At 47.8% G+C, this 17,024-nt stretch carries 14 protein-coding genes; 5 read left to right on the forward strand and 9 right to left on the reverse strand.

Going from position 1 to position 17,024, the window contains the following annotated elements:
* Positions 1-72: 72 nt before the first annotated feature.
* Genes ftsH through CRN95_RS08380 form a run of 5 tightly spaced genes read right to left on the reverse strand, consistent with a single transcriptional unit; the run spans position 73 to position 6,616 of the window.
* Complete coding sequence (gene ftsH, locus CRN95_RS08360; RefSeq protein WP_097020608.1) at positions 73-2,163, reverse strand: ATP-dependent zinc metalloprotease FtsH; 2,091 nt, start codon at positions 2,161-2,163, stop codon at positions 73-75.
* Positions 2,132-3,379, reverse strand: a complete 1,248-nt coding sequence (gene tilS / locus CRN95_RS08365) for a tRNA lysidine(34) synthetase TilS (protein WP_088629104.1) — start codon at positions 3,377-3,379, stop codon at positions 2,132-2,134. The genes ftsH and tilS overlap by 32 nt, the downstream gene beginning before the upstream one ends.
* A gap of 34 nt (positions 3,380-3,413) precedes the next feature.
* Complete coding sequence (locus CRN95_RS08370) at positions 3,414-4,403, reverse strand: hypothetical protein (protein WP_088629103.1); 990 nt, start codon at positions 4,401-4,403, stop codon at positions 3,414-3,416.
* A 49-nt stretch (positions 4,404-4,452) separates the two neighbouring features.
* Positions 4,453-5,574, reverse strand: a complete 1,122-nt coding sequence (locus CRN95_RS08375) for a hypothetical protein (protein WP_088629102.1) — start codon at positions 5,572-5,574, stop codon at positions 4,453-4,455.
* 16 nt (positions 5,575-5,590) lie between these two features.
* Positions 5,591-6,616 (reverse strand): hypothetical protein, encoded by a 1,026-nt coding sequence (locus CRN95_RS08380; protein WP_088629101.1) that lies wholly within the window; start codon positions 6,614-6,616, stop codon positions 5,591-5,593.
* Between the two features lie 60 nt (positions 6,617-6,676).
* On the opposite strand from CRN95_RS08380, the gene CRN95_RS08385 reads away from it, so the two are divergent.
* Positions 6,677-6,940, forward strand: coding sequence for a hypothetical protein (locus tag CRN95_RS08385; RefSeq protein WP_088629100.1), 264 nt, complete (start codon positions 6,677-6,679; stop codon positions 6,938-6,940).
* 29 nt (positions 6,941-6,969) lie between these two features.
* On the opposite strand, the gene CRN95_RS08390 is transcribed toward CRN95_RS08385, so the two are convergent.
* The 4 genes from CRN95_RS08390 to CRN95_RS08405 form a co-directional block, all read right to left on the reverse strand.
* On the reverse strand, positions 6,970-7,524 hold the full coding sequence (locus tag CRN95_RS08390) for a hypothetical protein (RefSeq protein WP_088629099.1): 555 nt from the start codon (positions 7,522-7,524) through the stop codon (positions 6,970-6,972).
* A 120-nt stretch (positions 7,525-7,644) separates the two neighbouring features.
* The gene (gene hisI / locus CRN95_RS08395) at positions 7,645-7,995 is read right to left on the reverse strand and encodes a phosphoribosyl-AMP cyclohydrolase (RefSeq protein WP_073424020.1); all 351 of its coding nucleotides are present in this window, start codon (positions 7,993-7,995) and stop codon (positions 7,645-7,647) included.
* Between the two features lie 46 nt (positions 7,996-8,041).
* Positions 8,042-9,313, reverse strand: a complete 1,272-nt coding sequence (locus CRN95_RS08400) for a glutamate-5-semialdehyde dehydrogenase (RefSeq protein ID WP_088629098.1) — start codon at positions 9,311-9,313, stop codon at positions 8,042-8,044.
* A gap of 254 nt (positions 9,314-9,567) precedes the next feature.
* Complete coding sequence (locus CRN95_RS08405) at positions 9,568-12,399, reverse strand: glycoside hydrolase family 2 protein (RefSeq protein WP_088629097.1); 2,832 nt, start codon at positions 12,397-12,399, stop codon at positions 9,568-9,570.
* A 309-nt stretch (positions 12,400-12,708) separates the two neighbouring features.
* Between CRN95_RS08405 and rplU the strand changes: the two genes are divergently transcribed.
* The 4 genes from rplU to CRN95_RS08425 all read left to right on the forward strand — a co-directional run bounded on the left by rplU (position 12,709) and on the right by CRN95_RS08425 (position 16,885).
* Complete coding sequence (gene rplU, locus CRN95_RS08410) at positions 12,709-13,194, forward strand: 50S ribosomal protein L21 (protein ID WP_014545146.1); 486 nt, start codon at positions 12,709-12,711, stop codon at positions 13,192-13,194.
* Positions 13,195-13,197: 3 nt separating this feature from the next.
* Positions 13,198-13,458: a 50S ribosomal protein L27 gene (gene rpmA, locus CRN95_RS08415; protein WP_014545145.1), complete on the forward strand. Its 261-nt coding sequence runs from the start codon at positions 13,198-13,200 to the stop codon at positions 13,456-13,458.
* 163 nt (positions 13,459-13,621) lie between these two features.
* Positions 13,622-15,994: a hypothetical protein gene (locus CRN95_RS08420; protein ID WP_235002955.1), complete on the forward strand. Its 2,373-nt coding sequence runs from the start codon at positions 13,622-13,624 to the stop codon at positions 15,992-15,994.
* 105 nt (positions 15,995-16,099) lie between these two features.
* Positions 16,100-16,885, forward strand: a complete 786-nt coding sequence (locus CRN95_RS08425) for an inositol monophosphatase family protein (RefSeq protein WP_097020610.1) — start codon at positions 16,100-16,102, stop codon at positions 16,883-16,885.
* Positions 16,886-17,024 lie beyond the last annotated feature (139 nt).

A 17,024-nucleotide genomic window follows, 5' to 3' on the forward strand; every position in this document is an offset into this window, starting at 1 on the left:
AATGATGTCGTTTCCAATTTTCCAAGAGATTGCACGATTAGATTCTAATAGAGAGCGGAGCATTGAGCGACCTTATTCGTTTTCTTTCACAGAATTTGTAGCGGTTTCGTTGCCTGATGCAGGGGCGGGCTGCACGTCGGTAATCGGAGCTACCGGCGGTTGGTCACCCGGGTCAGGCGGCGGAGTATTTTCTTCTTCGCGTTTCTTTGCGAGCTCTTCCATGGCCTTGTACTGGCGGCTCTTCTTTGTACCGGTGAGCTTTTCGCCAGCCATGACCTTGTCGATTTCTTCGCGGTCGAGCACTTCAAATTCAAACAGCGCTTCGGCGAGGTCGGTGAGCTTGTCCTTGTGTTCTTCAAGGAGTTGTCTTGCCTTGTTGTCCATACGCTTGATCAAGTTGTTGATGGCGTTGTCGATCTTTTCGGCCATCATTTCAGACATTTCCTTCGGCTTACTGATTTCGCGTCCGAGGAATACTTCGCCATCGGCGCGGCTGTAGCAGACCGGTCCGATTTCTTCGTCAAAGCCCCATTCCGTCACCATCTTGCGGGCTAGTTCTGTCGCGCGCTGAATGTCGTTACTTGCACCTGTGCTCTGGTGGTTGAAGAAAATGAGTTCGGCGAGACGGCCGGACATCATGATCATGATGCGTTCTTCGGCGTATTCGCGGCTGTAGCTGACCTGGTCGCGTTCGGGCAAACTCATGGTCACACCGAGAGCGCGTCCGCGAGGGATAATCGTAATTTTGTGGAGCGGGTCGGAGTGCTTGCAGAGAAGCGTCATGAGGGCATGGCCTGCTTCATGGTAAGCGGTGTGGCGCTTTTCTTCGTCGGTCATGAGGAGCGTGCGGCGTTCAGCACCCATGCTGAGCTTGTCGCGTGCTTCTTCAAAGTCGAGCATCGTCACTTTCTTGTTGTTGAACCTTGCGGCGAGGAGCGCTGCTTCGTTCACCAAGTTTTCGAGGTCTGCACCGGCAAGTCCCGGAGTTCCCTTAGCGACTGCCTTCACATCGACATCATCGCCAAGAGGCACCTTGCGCTTTTTCAAGTGTACCTTCAAAATTTCTTCACGGCCCTTGAGGTCGGGGAGGCCCACCACAATCTGGCGGTCAAAGCGGCCCGGGCGGAGGAGAGCCTTGTCGAGCACATCCGGACGGTTCGTGGCGGCAATCAAAATCACGCCTTCGTTAGCGGTAAAGCCGTCCATTTCCACGAGCAACTGGTTCAAAGTCTGTTCGCGTTCGTCGTGACCGCCTCCGAGACCTGCACCACGCTGGCGACCCACGGCATCGATTTCGTCGATGAACAAAATGCACGGAGCGTTCTTCTTACCGGTTTCAAACAAGTCACGCACGCGGGATGCACCCACGCCAACGAACATTTCCACGAAGTCCGAACCCGACATGCTAAAGAACGGCACGCCTGCTTCGCCTGCAACAGCGCGGGCGAGGAGCGTCTTACCTGTACCCGGAGGGCCAACGAGCAAAGCACCCTTCGGGATGCGGCCACCGAGCTTGTCGTATTTCTTTGGATCCTTCAAAAATTCAACGAGTTCCTGCAAGTCCTGCTTGGCTTCGTCGCAACCGGCAACGTCATTGAACGTGGTCTTCTTCTGCGAGTTCAGCTGGCGCACTTGGCTCTTGCCGAACGAGAACGGGCTCTTACCGCCACCGCCCATCTGACGGCTCATCATGATATAGAAGAACGCAATCAGCAAAATGGCTGGCAAGAATGCAACGAGAGTATCAATCCAGGTGGTCGATTCGTGAATGACCTTGACCTTCACGCCCTTGAAAGCTTCCCAAGTCGAAATCTGCTCGTTCGAAATATCGAGCATGTGGCTCTTGAAATGCTTGTTCTTGGTGTCGGTGCTATTGCGAGTGAACCTGGCGAGAGCGCTTTGGCTCTTCTTGGCCTCGGCGATTTCTTCCGGGGACATCTCGTAAGCGCCTTCGATAATCACGCCATCGGGAGTCTTCTGGAGGGTGAGTTCAGTAATGACCTTGGTTGAATCGCCCATCATGGCTAAAAATTCGGTGCGGGTGATATCCTTGCTGGACTCTTTCCCGGTCATGGGGAACATGACGAAAAGCATGAGGAGCATGATGAGAACAATGATAAAATTCTTGTTCTTAAACGGAGCTGGCTTCTTTGGTTGATTCATTATAATCCTTTTCTTTCTTCTCGCAAGATACAAATTTTGCGGCTGAAAGCGCGTCTTTGAACTCGCAAATCCAGACAGTATGCGCTATTTTGACGACGGAACGCCGGCGATAAACCGCCCGGACCGGGATTTTCACGTGGGCAGGCTCCTTAGGACCGTAGAAAAAGCCAATCGGGAACCGAAAACCCTTTTCTGTGAGCCACAACCGGAACATTTCGGACAGATCTGCATTGGCGTATTCGCGTAGAATCTTGTTGAGCTTTTTCTTGTCCAGCGCAATCGTACGTATTGCATTGTCATCCTGAGGCGAAGCCGAAGTAAGCGGGAATCCCCTTGTGTCATCCTGAGCGAAGTCGAAGGATCTAGAGCATTTAGCGATTACTTTTGCATACGCTTTGTCTGCTAGCCCCGCAATCTTGCAAAGCTGTTGGATTGCCCCCGGACATTCTCGTTCCAGATTCGGCAAAAACTCGTGCCTAATCTTGTTGCGTGCGAACTTCACATCCGCATTGCTTTCGTCCTCGCACCAGCTTAAACCATTTTCGCGAGCATAGGCGAGGAGGTCGCTACGAGTGACGTTCAAGAATGGACGATAGATGTGAATGCAGGGAATGTCATGCCCGACTTGATCTCTTTGATCACTTAGTGCTTTAGCACTTATGTGAGCATGATCCGCGTATGGGGAGGGCATCTCCTTCTTGTCCAGAATCTCCCTTACTTCCTGAATCCCGCGGAGCCCGGCTAGCGTTGTCCCTCGCTTAAGACGCATATACATCGTCTCCGCCTGATCCCCCGCATGATGCGCCGTCACGATAGCTATCGTAACGCACCCTTCTTCAATGTCATCCCGGACTCCGTTCCGGGATCGCCATTTTTTATTCAGAGCAATCTCGACTAGCGCTTTATACCTTGCATCTCGTGCGTTCTCTTCTAGCGAACCGTCTGCATCTTTCAGAGCTTCACCATCCAACTTCTTCAAGAAAAACGGAACGTCGTGCGACTTTGCAAATTCTTCTACAAATTTTGCGTCTCTGTCTGCCGTTCCTTCGCGTAGCCCGTGATGTACATGCGCAATGCCTAGCCATTCAATTCCAAGTGCATCGCGGTTCTCGATAAAATAATGAGCCAAGCAAATAGAATCTAAACCGCCTGAAACTGCAAGCAGCAGGCGCTTAAAACCATGATGGCGAATATTTTCAACTAAATCGAAAGTCAATCAAATAGAGTTCAGGGCAAGAGTAAAATTCTTCTTAATCACCGTAGTCGATGTGTGGGTATTTGCTTAATGAATCTAAAGTTTCCTTTGTCGGGAGCGATCTTACGCATGTATAGAATTCATTTTGATTGTCGATGTCGTAGATGAATACGGGGCCATCGTCATAACGTTTGGGGCCAATATATTTGTCTCTAGCGCTGAGTAGAAAATTTTCATCTTTTTCTAAACATAGATTTTTTGTTATAAAAGCACTTTTGTTTTGTCGACTGCAAGTTTTGCCATTGCTAGAAAATACTTCAAGAAGATTTTCTCCTGTAGAATCAAGCCAAATGCTTTTGGTGTATTCAAAAGACTGGTTTGCAATAGAAAAAACTTGATGGTAATAGTCCATTTTTGAAAATTTGAAGACTCCAAGTTTTACTAAAACGGAACTCATGTATGGTTCGTACATTAATCCTAATGTGTTTAACAATATAAAGCTGTAGAGTGTTGATCTTTTTTGTTCAGTTTCTTTATTCCCGATGGAATCATCTTTTGCTAGAGTCCCTTTTTCGAAAGTTTTGGTAACATATAAGGAATCTTGCGTAAATTTCAAAGTACGATTGTATATAGCGAATTCATTTGAGGAGTCGCAGTTGACTTCGGTCTTTCCGTAAATCCTAGTGCATTTGGTCATATTCCATGTGCCGTAAAGACCGTTGTGGTCGTTGCTTAATGCCAATGTGTCAAGATTGTAGATTTCGTCGTAGAATTGTTGTCTCGAAGAATCATCAGATATTTTTCTTTGGGCCGGACTAATCCACATGGAATCTCCGACAATTTTGATTTTATTCGAGTTCCAGGGCTTGTTGTTTTCTCCCCATGTAAAAGTCTTGGATTCGGAATTGTAGTTACAGGAGACTGTTCCTCGGTTTAAGATACCTGAGTTTTCATCGTAACTGTATGTTGTGGAAAACGTATATCCATCGTTGGAACAGGCGATGAACAAAAATGCGATAATTGCAAGTGCAATAATTTTTTTCATAAAAAATTCCATTTTGTTTAGATAGCAAAAAAATAACAAAATTTTGAAATCAATCTTTTTTTGAAAGCTGTTTGATGCACTGCCTGAATTCGTAGTTGTTGTTCAAGTAAGAACTTAACATCTTTTCTTCTTTACCGGTGATGTTACTGTAGTCTGATATCACTTTTGAAGAATCATATGTTGCGGCTTCGCAGATTTCTTTGGTAATTTGATTTATTTGTGTCGAATGATATTCGCAGGTCTTTTCCCCATTCGAAACGGTCATGTCACGTTTCATCGTGATTGGGTTCTCAAGCATATCCTGGTTGTATTTGACATTTAAATTGGTTCCATTTACAAAAAGAATGATTTCGTTAGCGTTTATTGCAGTAACCCAATAATTATCACCTAACTTAACTGTGTCAGGAATAGATTCGTAAGTATTTGTTTCTTTAATGTAACGCTCGTATTTCCCGTTATGTTTCTTTATTGCTCCAAAATAGTCAAAGCATGCATTTTCTAATTCATCAGCTTCGTCGAATAAATCATATACGATGGAGCAGAAGTTGTTTGTATAATATAACGGTGCCGGGTCATGTACGTAAGTAATCTTTTCTGTAGTGCCCGTGGGGGTAATCGTCATTTCAACATTTGCATAATCTTCTTCAACGAAGAACATTCCGTCATAAATTCGTCCAACATAATTCCATGTGCCAAATAGCGATTTTGAAGAACTTGTGTAAACAGAGGCTGCACTCATTTTAGACACGTCGTTGCATTCGGCTGCAATATAATCGCATTCGTATAGCGTATCATTGGAAAGCATATAGCCGAACGAACTGTAATCATAATTGTCTTTTTCGTATAACGTGTCTATGTCGACGAATCCTAAATATTTGCCGGTTTCCCACGAAAATGAATTTGAGGATTCTTTGTAAATACAATCGTGTTCAAGATGATAGTATCTCAAATGAATTGTGTCTAAGAAGGCAAACTCGCGAGTTTGCGTCCATGAAAGGATGCGCTTGTCGCTGTCTGTTTTTTCGGAGAAAGAGCTTGTTGCGATATCCGAGCTGTAAATGGTATCTTCGGAGGATGAAGATACTGGGCCTTCAGAAATACTTGTCGGATTATCTTCGCTGCAAGCGATAAGTGCAATAGCCGTAAAAAGAAGAGATGTAATCTTTTTCATAAATTATTCCCCTAAATTAATCATTGTAATTGCTGACGTACTGACTCAACAATTGCTTTGTATCTTCTGTCGGAAGACCTCTTGCACATTCATTGAATTCGTCGCTGTTATCAATGCTGAATCCTTCTACAGGTCCTTCTTTATAGTAAGATTGATCGTCGCTTTTATCACGTGCACTCAATAAGAATTCTGCGGTTTCTTCTTTGCACAATTTCTCGTTGATGAATCCCAATCTTTGCGTGTTTGTACAAGTCTTTCCGTTGCTAGACATCGTTGTAATGTAGTTCATTCCTGCTGCATTGAATTTAGGAGTCGAAGTAACTTCAAAGAGTTGGTTGCCAATAATGAACGATTGCGTTAAAAAATCTTTAGATTCCTTCTTTATCGTTTTTTCAAGCATCAGCTGCTTGATGGTGGCGTCGCCGATATCATAACCAAAACTACGATTTATAATTTTTCCGATGTTAACATCGTTTGGATCTAGGTTGTCTGAATCAACAGTTGTAATGATATAAATGGAGTCTTTTGTAATTTTCATTGTTCTTATAATTCCACTTATGCCACCGATGTATTTGGAACACTTGATTTCTGTATCCCCAAGGCTTCTCTTGCAACTGGTGACATTCCACGTCCCATAAATATCATTGTGGTCACTACTCAATGCCAACGTTTCGTAGTTGCGGTAAACGTCAAGAAACTGTTGCTCATCGGGATCATCCGAAACTTCCTTTTCTGTTGGCCCCATCCAGAGTGAATCGCCAACAATCTTATAAGTGCCCGGATCTAGAGATTCTGGATATTCTTCCCAAGCGAATGTTTTGGTGTCGGGGTGGTAATTGCAAGCGTATGTTCCCTGATAAATACGTCCCGTTGCTTCGTCGTACTTAATCGGAATGGCGTATGTGTAACCATCGCCAAAATCCGTTATTGCCTGAGTTGATGGCTTTGTTGTTTGAGTGTTGTCGAGCCCCGATGTCGGATTGTCTTCACTGCAGGCGGTGAGCATGAACATGCCAAATAAAACTGCGTAAGTCTTTTTCATATTAGAAACCCTTCTTAATTCAAATGAAATATATTAAATTTGTCTATTAAGGAGGCTGTCATGGTTAAAAATAAAGATAAAGTGTTCAGCAAGGTTGCTGAAACCGCCAAAGAAAGCGATATGATGCGCATGCGACGCATAGACGGCTCCCAAAATGGAGCCACGTTACGGACAAGAGTCGTCCGAGACAAGACAAAGTACAACAGAAATTTGAAACACAAGAAATCCCTCGCCGATGCGGGGGATTTCCCTTTTTTATGGGGAAATTTGGGGTTGAATGCGTTTGATGTTTTATGCCCTATTTTTGAATGTGTCATATACTGACAATTTGCGATTTTTCGCATTTTGCGAAATTAAAAAGCCACATCCACTTTTAATCCGGCGGAGCCTCCAAGTAAGTCCACTGCTGGAGTAACAAGAATTTTTGTGTCGTTCTTGAGCTCGGCGCGTCTCTTCTTGTAGATCTCGTAGACTCGTTCGTACGCGGCGCGTTTGCTATTCTCGCCGGTGCTGGTGATGATTGTGTAGAGGCTGACAAATAGACCTATAGAACTTGCGGTTATTAGGCTAACGCCTGAAATTTGTAGAGTTTGTCTGTGAATTTCGGCCCATGAATTCCTGTCGTTTTTTTCGTTATCGCTAAAAGCGATGATTGTGGTGAAAATGCCAAATCCTAGAGCGACTCCGCTGACAACGCTTCCGATTGTTGCTTCTTTGACAATGTCTTTTTCGGATTGGATCAAGTTCTCGTAATAGCCATCAAAGTCTACTTGCGTAAATTCTGCGTGTTGGATTGCCTGTACAGAATCCTTATAAAAGCGCGTTTGTCCGTTATCTTCGGTGGCGTTGGCCTGCCCAAACCCGAGTACTGCGGCAATAAGTAAAAATGCAAATATTCGTTGAATCATATTTTCTCCACAAATAAATTACCATTTTTTTGATTGCCGAGTGGCTCTTGGTGTCTTTTTTTTACAAAAAAAAGCCTAGCTTGCGTGTGCAAACTAGGCTGAAATTTTTGGAAGTGTTGTTTACTTTTCGCACTTCTTAAAGAAGCAGCTGCGAGCGCCTGTGTGGCAAGCGACTTGCGGGCCCTGCATACGCACCTTGAACAGCAGTGCGTCGGAATCGCAGTCGGCGGCCCATTCGACGACCGTCATCACGTTTCCGCTGGTGTCACCTTTGTGCCAGTATTCCTTGCGGCTGCGGCTCCAGAAAACCATTTCGCCACATTCGTGCGTGCGGCGGAGCGCTTCTTCGTTCATCCATGCCATCATCAGCACGTCGCCCTTGTCGGCGTCTTGAACGATTGCCGGCGCGAGTTTTACTCCACCGAATTCCACTTCGAATTTTACTTCTTTGATTAAGTCTTCAAACTTCATCTTTCGTCTCTCGTCTGTAGGCGCAAAGCGCCGTTCTTTCGTCTAATTATCCGCGAACCTGTCCATTGCCACGGAGAATCCACTTGTAGCTGCAGAGGCTTTCGACGCCCATCGGGCCGCGGGCATGGAGCTTGTCCGTAGAAATGCCCACTTCAGCACCGAGACCGTATTCGCCACCGTCTGCAAAGCGTGTGCTGGCATTCACCATGACGCTGCTGCTATCGACATTTGCGACAAAGTAGTCCTGAACGCTTGCATCTTCTGCAACAACGGCTTCCGTGTGGCGGCTGCTGTTCTTTTCGATGTGATCGCAGGCTTCTTCGACGTTGTCCACGAACTTGACGCTAGCCTTGAGGGCGAGGTATTCGTGATGGTAGTTGCTGTCATCGCCGATGTCCTTGATGCGGCTGTCGTGCGATTGGGCGTCCTTGTTGCCAAAGAGTTCTACGCCACGGTCGGCGAGGCAATCAATGAGCTTCTTGACGTTTGCTGCGTCAATGTGGCGGTCGATAATCACGCATTCCATGGCGTTGCACACGCCCGTGCGCTGCGTCTTGGCGTTGATGAGAATGTTCACGGCCTTTTCCATGTCGGCGGATTTGTCCACGTACACATGGCAGATGCCGTTGAAGTGCTTGATGACAGGAATCTTGCTCTGTTCCACGACGGCGCGGATCAAACGTTCACCACCGCGAGGAATCACGAGGTCGAGGCAATCGTTGCGCTGCAAGAGCATGCCCACGAGATCATGGCTCGTTTCGGTCACGAGCTGCACAGCGTCCTTGTCAACGCCGTTTTCTTCAAGAGCCTGGTGGAAAATCCCGGCGAGGCACTTTGCGGAGTTTAGCGATTCCTTGCCGCCGCGGAGAATTACGGCATTGCCTGCCTTGAAGCAAAGGCAAGCTCCGTCAATCGTCACATTCGGGCGGCTTTCAAAAATAAAGAACACAGAACCTATCGGCACAGCGACACGGCTAATCTTGATGCCGTTCTTGAGTTCACGAGATTCAAGAACGCGGCCGAGCGGGTCGGTAAATGCAGCGATTTCTTCGGCACCCTTGGCCATCGATTCGATGCGGGCATCGTTTAAAGTCAGGCGATCCATCTTGGAATCGTCGAGCTTGCCGGCGGCAGCTTCGAGGTCAAGCTTGTTAGCGGCGAGGATTTCCGGCTTCTTTGCACGGAGGATTTCTGCAACACGTGCGAGCACGGCTGCGCGCTTTTCAGCGCTCAATGTACGGATTTTCTTGCTCGCGTTCTTTGCATTGTTGGCGAGCTCGTCAGAGTATTTTTCCAAATTAACGTTATTCTGTGTCATAAGAGCAAATATAGAAATTTAATATGTATTGCACTGGATCCTTCGGGCTGTCGCCCTCAGGATGACGGTTTGCGTGCTTTGTCATGCCCGCCAGAGCCTGTGCTGAGCGAAGTCGAAGTAAGCGGGCACCTCCTTTTTAACGAAAAAGTCCCGCACCAGGGCGGGACTCTTGTAATTACTAATTATACGCTTCGGCCCTTCGGCTGAGCTCAGGGACCTGGACCTTAATAAGGTTGGTGAGCCTGCCGAACCAATTACAGCAAGTTCACGATTGCCGTGAACAGAGCATCCGAAAGGGCGTTCGTTTCCAAGCCTTCAATCACGCTGAACTGATTGAACATGATCTGTCCCTTGCCAAACGGCACGAGCTGCAGGTCCACACCCGTCTTGATTTCGCCATCCTTGAGCGTCACGGAACGTGCATAAACCTTAGCGCCAGCGAGCTCGTTCAACGAAATGCCCGGCATAGCCGATGCGGAGTTGTGGTCGAGAACGCCGTTGCCTCCGAACACAGCGAGGAGCGGAGAATCCTTCGGCAAGTAATGCAAGCTGAATTCGTTTGCACCCGTTGTCCAGTGTGCTTCAATCTTGCTTTCAAAGTTGTGGCTCTGGTTCAAGAGGTCGATATCTTCAGTCGTCATATCGGAGAGCAACAAAGTCTTGCCGCCGTTCTTCGTGACATCGATAATCTTTTCCAAGATTTCATCCGGCCAAGAACTCAAGTTTGCTGTGAAGATAATTTGTTCGGAACCGTCGAGCGCGGCGAGCACATCGCTAGATTCGTCGTAGTTATCGAGGAAGCAAACCTTGCTCATGGCGTCCTTCACGTCGGCCTGTTCGATTACGATCAAGTCTTCGTAGCTGGAATGGATTTCCTTGCCGCAATCCTTGAGCGTGAGCTTAATCTTGTACATGCCGGTAGCGCGCGGAGCCATCAACGTGCAAATGCCAAGCTGCGTAAGAGTCTTCTTTTCTGCAGGTTCTTCGGGCATGACCTTTTGCGTGTTGAGAACCTTTTCCTTAGCGTCGATAAGCGAAACTTCGATTTCCACATCTTCCAGACGACTGTTGTTCAAAAGTGTGAGCTGGAAGCTGACTTCGCTCTGCGGTGTGGCGACGTGTTCTAGTTCGCTGATGAGCACGCGGCTCGGTGCCGTGATTTCACGGGCGAACGTCTGGATGCCCTTGGACTTTCTGTTTTCGTCGTTGAGACCGCTAAAGTCTGTGCCGTTGTCGGCCCACTGATCGAGGAAGAAACCGGAAATCTGCGGGTTGCTCTGGAAGGCGGTAATTTGGTCGTACTTGCTCTTGAGCGCAATGCGGTAAACATCGGCGTTGAACGATTCGAAGTTCGGCCAAATGGAGAGCTTGCTATCGTCGACGAACGTTTCCACAGACTTGAATTCGTTCTTGATGGCCTTCTGGCTCTTGACACTGCGAGGACCGGCGATGGTGGTTGCGCGCTTCGGGAAGAGCGTGTTGTTCTTGAGCGTCACCAAAACCTTGTTTTCGATGTCGTTCAAAATAGGTTCTTCTTCATCTTGGAAGTGGCTGTCGCCGAGACCCGTATCCGGAACCATGAGCTCCACATCTTCCTTGTCGAACATGTGGGCGAGGTAGTGCGTGTAAGCAGCGCTCGGGTTTTCGCGCGGGTTGATACGCATTGTGGCGTACTGCGAGATGCGGTCGATGGAGACCGGGATAATCTTACCCGTATCCTTGTGGAAGTTTGCTTCGTTGTCGAGGTAGATACTGTTGAAGTTGCTGATAGCCGGGCGGCAGGTGTCGATCGGGCTAATAGCGTTCAATAGCTTGTTACCGTTCTGGAGCATGAACGTTCCGTTTTCGGAACCGAGAATCCAGGCGGCGATACACGGATGGTTGTGCTGGTCGCGCACCATGTCGTTGATGAGCTTCTTCGTGATTTCGAGGCCCTGTGCGGTCGAACGCATCGTGTGGATCGGGAATTCCTGGAACACAAACAAACCGATTCTATCGCAGATGTCGAGAGCCGTGCTGCTGAGCGGAGCGCCGCAAGAACGGATGACGTTGAAGCCTGCAGCCTTCACTGCGTTCAAGTCCTTTTCGAGAGCCGGGTTCTGGTCCGTCCAGAGGCCGCCTTCGCTCCACTGCTGGTTGTAGCTCACGCCCATGAGCTTCACGATGGAGTCGTTGATGTAGTAGTCGCCCTTGAGGCAGTCGAACTTGCGGAAGCCGAAAGTCTTCACGACAGGGAAGGTGTATTCCGGAGCCTTGCCCTTAGCGCCCTTGATTTCGAGCTGCATTTCGATAGCGAACAGGTTCGGACGTTCCGGACTCCAGACGCACTTGTCCTTCTTCCAGTCCTTGATGCCAAGCAAGAACTTCTGCGTGGCGTTTTCCTTTTCGAGCTTGATGTCCTTGAAGAATTCGTAAACGTCGCCGTTCGGGTTCTTCATGAGGATGCGGAGACGGGACTGGTAACCACGCGGGTTGTTGAAGAATGCTTCGACAGAAACGCGTTCCTGGTCCATGTCCGGTTCGACGTGAATATCAGAAATGAATGCGGCGTTGCCGAGAATCAAGTCCACGTGACCGCAGATACCGCCATACGGATACTGCGACCAGGGGAGGCCAACCGGCATTTCTCCCGGGTGGGCGTAGCGGTCGTTTGCGCCTTCCTTGCTTTCACGACCGAAGTCGATGCGGCTGTTCGTTGCACCCATGTTAGCAACACGGATGCAGAGGATGTTTTCTTCGCCGAGCTTGATTGCCTTCTGCGTTTCAATGACAAAGGACGTGTAGGCGCCAAAGTGGTCGCCCAAAAGTTTACCGTTAAGCCAGATGGTGGCGTGCGTTGCAATCTTTTCAAAGCGGAGGAAAATGCGCTTTGTGACCTGCTTTTCGTCGTCAATCGTGAATCTCTTGAAATAGAATGCGCAGTCCTGGGCCATCAAAAGCTTGTCGAAAGCTCTTTCCCAGATGTGGGGAACGCTAACAGTCTGTGTTTTTTCAGGATACGTTGCATACCAACGATTGGAGATGCCGGTGTCTTCCGTGTCCCAGATCATCTGCCAATCGCCATCAAGGCTGATAATTTTGCTCATTAGGGGATCCTTTATAAAATTCCGAAGACAATTTAGCAAAAAGAGATGTGAGACGAGTGACGAGAGACGAGAGAATAGGCTTAAACGAGCTGCTTTTCTTTCGTTTTCCGCTCACTCGTCATCCTGAGCGGACTCTCTCGTCATCCAGACTCCTTTTCACTCTCGTCATCCTGACGCCGGAGGCGGAAGGATCCAGTTATTTTTCGAAAATGCACTTTTTTATCATTTTTCACTTCTGTGCCTCTTTGATTTCCTGTGCACTATTACTATATTTTGGGCCCCAATAGCAACCTAAAAAGGATTACAAAAATGTATTCTATTGTTGAAACAGGTGGTTTCCAGTATAAAGTCGAACTCGGCAAGGCCTACAAGGTCCCGACGATCGACGCAGCTGTTGGTTCTGAACTGGAGCTCAAGTCCGTTCTTCTTTTCTCCGGAAAAGAAGTGCAAGTCGGCACCCCTGTCCTGAATGACGCATCTGTCAAGGTCGAAGTTCTCGCCCATGGCAAGGAAGACACGATCATCGTGTTCAAGAAGAAGCGTCGTACCCGTTACGAACGTCGTAACGGTCATCGTCAGGGCTATACCGAGGTGCTCGTCACGGAACTCCGCTCCGGCGCTGAATCTGCAGTCGTTGACCCTCAAGTTATTACCCGCAACCGCGCTCGCGTGGCTGCCCTTGCTAAGCAGAAGGTTCAGAACAAGCCGCTCACTCGCAAGGAAAAGATCGCTCAGGGACTTCCGAAGCCGGCTAAGGTCAAGAAGAACTCTCTGCGTAAGGCTAAGGAGGCTTAATCCATGGCACATAAGAAAGGTCAAGGTTCAGTACGTAACGGCCGCGACAGTAACGCCAAGTACCTTGGTGTTAAGAAGTATGCGGGCGAAACCGTCAAGGCTGGCAACATTATCGTTCGTCAGCGCGGTTCTCACTTCCACAAGGGCAACAATGTCGGTATGGGCAAGGACTTTACCTTGTTCTCCCTCGTTGATGGCACTGTGAAGTTCGAACGCCTCGATGCAAAGCGCCAGAAGGTCTCTGTCTATCCTGAAGAAGCCTAATAACTTTGGTTAGCTTTTAAAAGCCGGACGCGAAAGCGCCCGGTTTTTGTTTTATTCGGCTTTGTCTCCCCGGACTCCGTTCCGGGGTCGGTATACACGTTTTTATATAGCTTCTTGGTGTTCGTGTTTCTATCGTTTTTTCTAAATTAATAGCGTGAATTCTATGCGCTATTTAAAACTTTATCTCTTATTTTCTCTGGCTGTATTTTTCTTCGCTTGCGCCGATGATGACGAAGGCGATGAATTCTCCTTTGATAGGGAAATTTCCGAAGTTTCCGTCCTTAAGGAATGTGCTTCCGATGCTCCCGAAGGTAGCGTCTGCTTTAAGATTCGGTATCGTTATCCGATTCGCCTCAAGAATTACTCCGGCTTGTGTGTTTGGCTTGATACGACGATTGTCGATAGCACGTCGAGGTCAGTCAGCGATAAGCAAATTGACAAGGCTCATAGTAAGAGCGTTAGGGACGCCTTTTTTGTCAAGTACGATTCTACCTCAGGTAGCTATTACGATACGCTTGACTTGACGGACTCTATTGCGCATTTTATCGAGGATGGTTACAAGACTCTCCAAGTGGCGATGTTTAGCGAATATTCTGACGATGGCGATCCCGGTGCTTTGCAGCGCGTGTTCTTAAGTTTCGTCGATGACCAGCCGCCATCTAAAGTTGAACCGCTTAAGGATTCTGTTTGGTCTACTGGCGCTATGTTTGAATGGTATCGCCCGATGGACCGTACGGATATTCTCACTCCGGGAGAATATTCTGGCCTTATTTTTGGATACAACATTGTGATCTGGGCCAAGGACGCCGACGAGGATCTTAGCAAGCTCAAGATAACCCTTCAGTCTCCGGATGGTGTTGATTATGAAGGGAACAGGCTTTACAAACGTCATGCCCACATCCATACGCATTACGACTCTCTTCTTGTAGATTCTAGCTCCAACATTGACAAACAAAAGAACTATCTGCATCTTGTTGTTTTTGATGGCAAGGGCTACGATACGCAAAACATTAACAAGAATCGTTTCCGTCTTTTTATCGAAGGTCTTCGCACCCAGTCTGAAACCGAAAAATACCAGTACACCATTGGTTTGTCTTCTTGGGATATGGCGGGCAATTACAGTGGTTCTGAAATGTCAAACCCGGTGGATTCGAATCAGGTCATCAGAAGAACCGATTCTATAGCTCCTCTTATGGCAAAGCGAATCTTTACGGAAGAGGATTCTCTTTTCCCTGGTTTTGCAAAACTGGATAGCAATAATAGGCTTCGTATTTTCTGGAGCCGTAGCTTAGATCCGCTTTCTAAGAATCATGGAATTGAAGTTGATTCAGAATTGGTTGTTCCCAGAGGCTGTAACGAAAATAGCTGCTACAAGATTGTGTCGCATTATGAGATTGAATATTACAATAAACTAGATGATTCTTGGAATGCCTATTCCTACGCTGGCGGCAAGACCCGTTATAGTGAACGCTATGGCCGTGATGAGGATGGCCACTTCTATCGTGATTATACAGGCGTGGGTAGCTTTGTGACGGATACGATTCGTTGGGTGGCTCCCGGTGATACTTTGATTTTGCGAATTCGAGGTGTCGATAATTCTGGTTATTATTCTGCAGCCCTTGTGGATTCTGTTTTTGTTTCGCCGGGCGATGTTGCCGCAGACCTTAATTGCCCTGAAGGATTTGTTGCTGTCTCTACGTCTGATACGACGTCGTTCTGCATGGAGCGGTTCGAACATCGCGATGATGATGGCAAGTTTATGACGGGTGTTTTGCATTCCGAAGCTTTGGCTGCTTGTGAGGGAATCTCCGCTAGCGGTTTTGAGGTCTCGTTATGTGGTGAGCGCGATTGGGAACTTGTATGCTTGTCTGGCGGTTCCCTTGCTTATGGCGTGATCGAAGAGAATGGCTCGGAAGCATCTGATTATCTTTTCAGAGTTTGCAATGTCGGTACTGGAAATGCAGAATTGGCTGCCAATGTCACAATGCGTGATCCGGGGTGCATGAATTCGATGGGCGTTCGGGACTTGCCTGGGCAGTACCAAGAGTGGGTGCGAGGTCGTTCCGAAGACACCGCTGCAGTGTTGAAGGGATCTAGCTATATGGTGTTCAATGGCCTTGACCGTGAATCGATTGCTTACTGCACCAACCGCGCGTTCCCATACTACACTCGTCCTGGTTATACGTTGGATACTGTTTATCTCTATCGTGAAGGTACTAAGATTGACACTGTTTATGCTGCTGATACGACTAGAACATTGTATGAAAAATTGACTCCGAAAGATTTCAGAGATACGCTCCAGTTCTACGATGTTGTCGATGCAAATGGCAAGACTATTGGCGAGGATTTCTCTCTTTATCGTGAATACAAGAAGGGCGGTAAATCTTGGCTGGATTCACTTGCAAATGGATTGACTTATAAACCATCAAGCAAAAAAGTCGTGTTCTTGACGGGTGAAAAACTCCATTATCGCGAAGCAGCATCGTTCTACAAATCGCCTGCTGTTGGCTTCCGCTGCTGTGCGTATAGGAAATAGACGAGAGAACGCCGCAATGCGGCTACAGACTAGAGACGAGAGTTGTTGTTTATTGTCATTCCCGCGTAGGCGGGAATCTCCCTTTTATATAAAAACGTGAATAAAATGAATACAGAAGACTTTTTGAATGTCGCAAAGGAACTTGCCCGTAAGGCGGGCGACCTTTGCCTTGAACTCCAGAACAACCTTGGCGATGTCCGCTACAAGACTGTTAAAGACGTTGTGACTATCGCCGATGTATCTAGTGAAAAGCTCATTGTCGATGGGCTCCGTGCCGCATTCCCGACACATTCCATCCGCACCGAAGAAGCGGGCATCATCGAAGGCTCCGATCCGCGCTACCGCTGGATTATCGACCCGGTTGATGGCACGGTGAACTTTAGCCGTGGTATTCCGCTGTGGGGCATTTCGATTGCCTTGCATTTCGAAGGCAAACCGCATGTTGCTGTTGTGAACTTGCCGAAGCTTGGTGAACTCTACACAGCTGCAAAAGGCATGGGTGCGTTCATGAATGACAAACAAATTCATGTGAGCCGAGAATCGAATCCGACACATGCAATTGTTTCGAATGGCGATTTCAACGTAGGCGATGCCGCAAAAATCAATGCGCAGAATTCTCACAATTTTGCATGCGAAGCCGAAACGTTCGAACGCGTGAAGTGCTTGGGCTCTGCAGTGATTGAAGGCTGCTTTACGGCCTGCGGCCGCATCGATTGCTTTGTGATGACCATGAGCTATCCGTGGGACATCGCGGCGATTGCGCTCCTCGTCGAAGAAGCTGGCGGCAAGTCTACACACATTGACGGTACTCCCATGCAGTTCGTCGATGCCGAACAGGTCATCTTTACCAACGGCCTTCTGCACGACACTCTTGTGAAAACTTTGCAATAGGCGCTAGCCGAACCTTTACTGGATTGCGCTCCTACGAACCTAATTCAACTAAGGCTCTAAAGAGCCAAGTTTCATATATCGCGTTGCTCGGAATGACGAATAACCGTCGTCGTCCTGAACGAAGTGAAGGACCCAGTCA

The sequence above is a fragment of the Fibrobacter sp. UWB16 genome, from assembly GCF_900215325.1.
In the GTDB taxonomy this organism is placed as follows: Bacteria; Fibrobacterota; Fibrobacteria; order Fibrobacterales; family Fibrobacteraceae; genus Fibrobacter.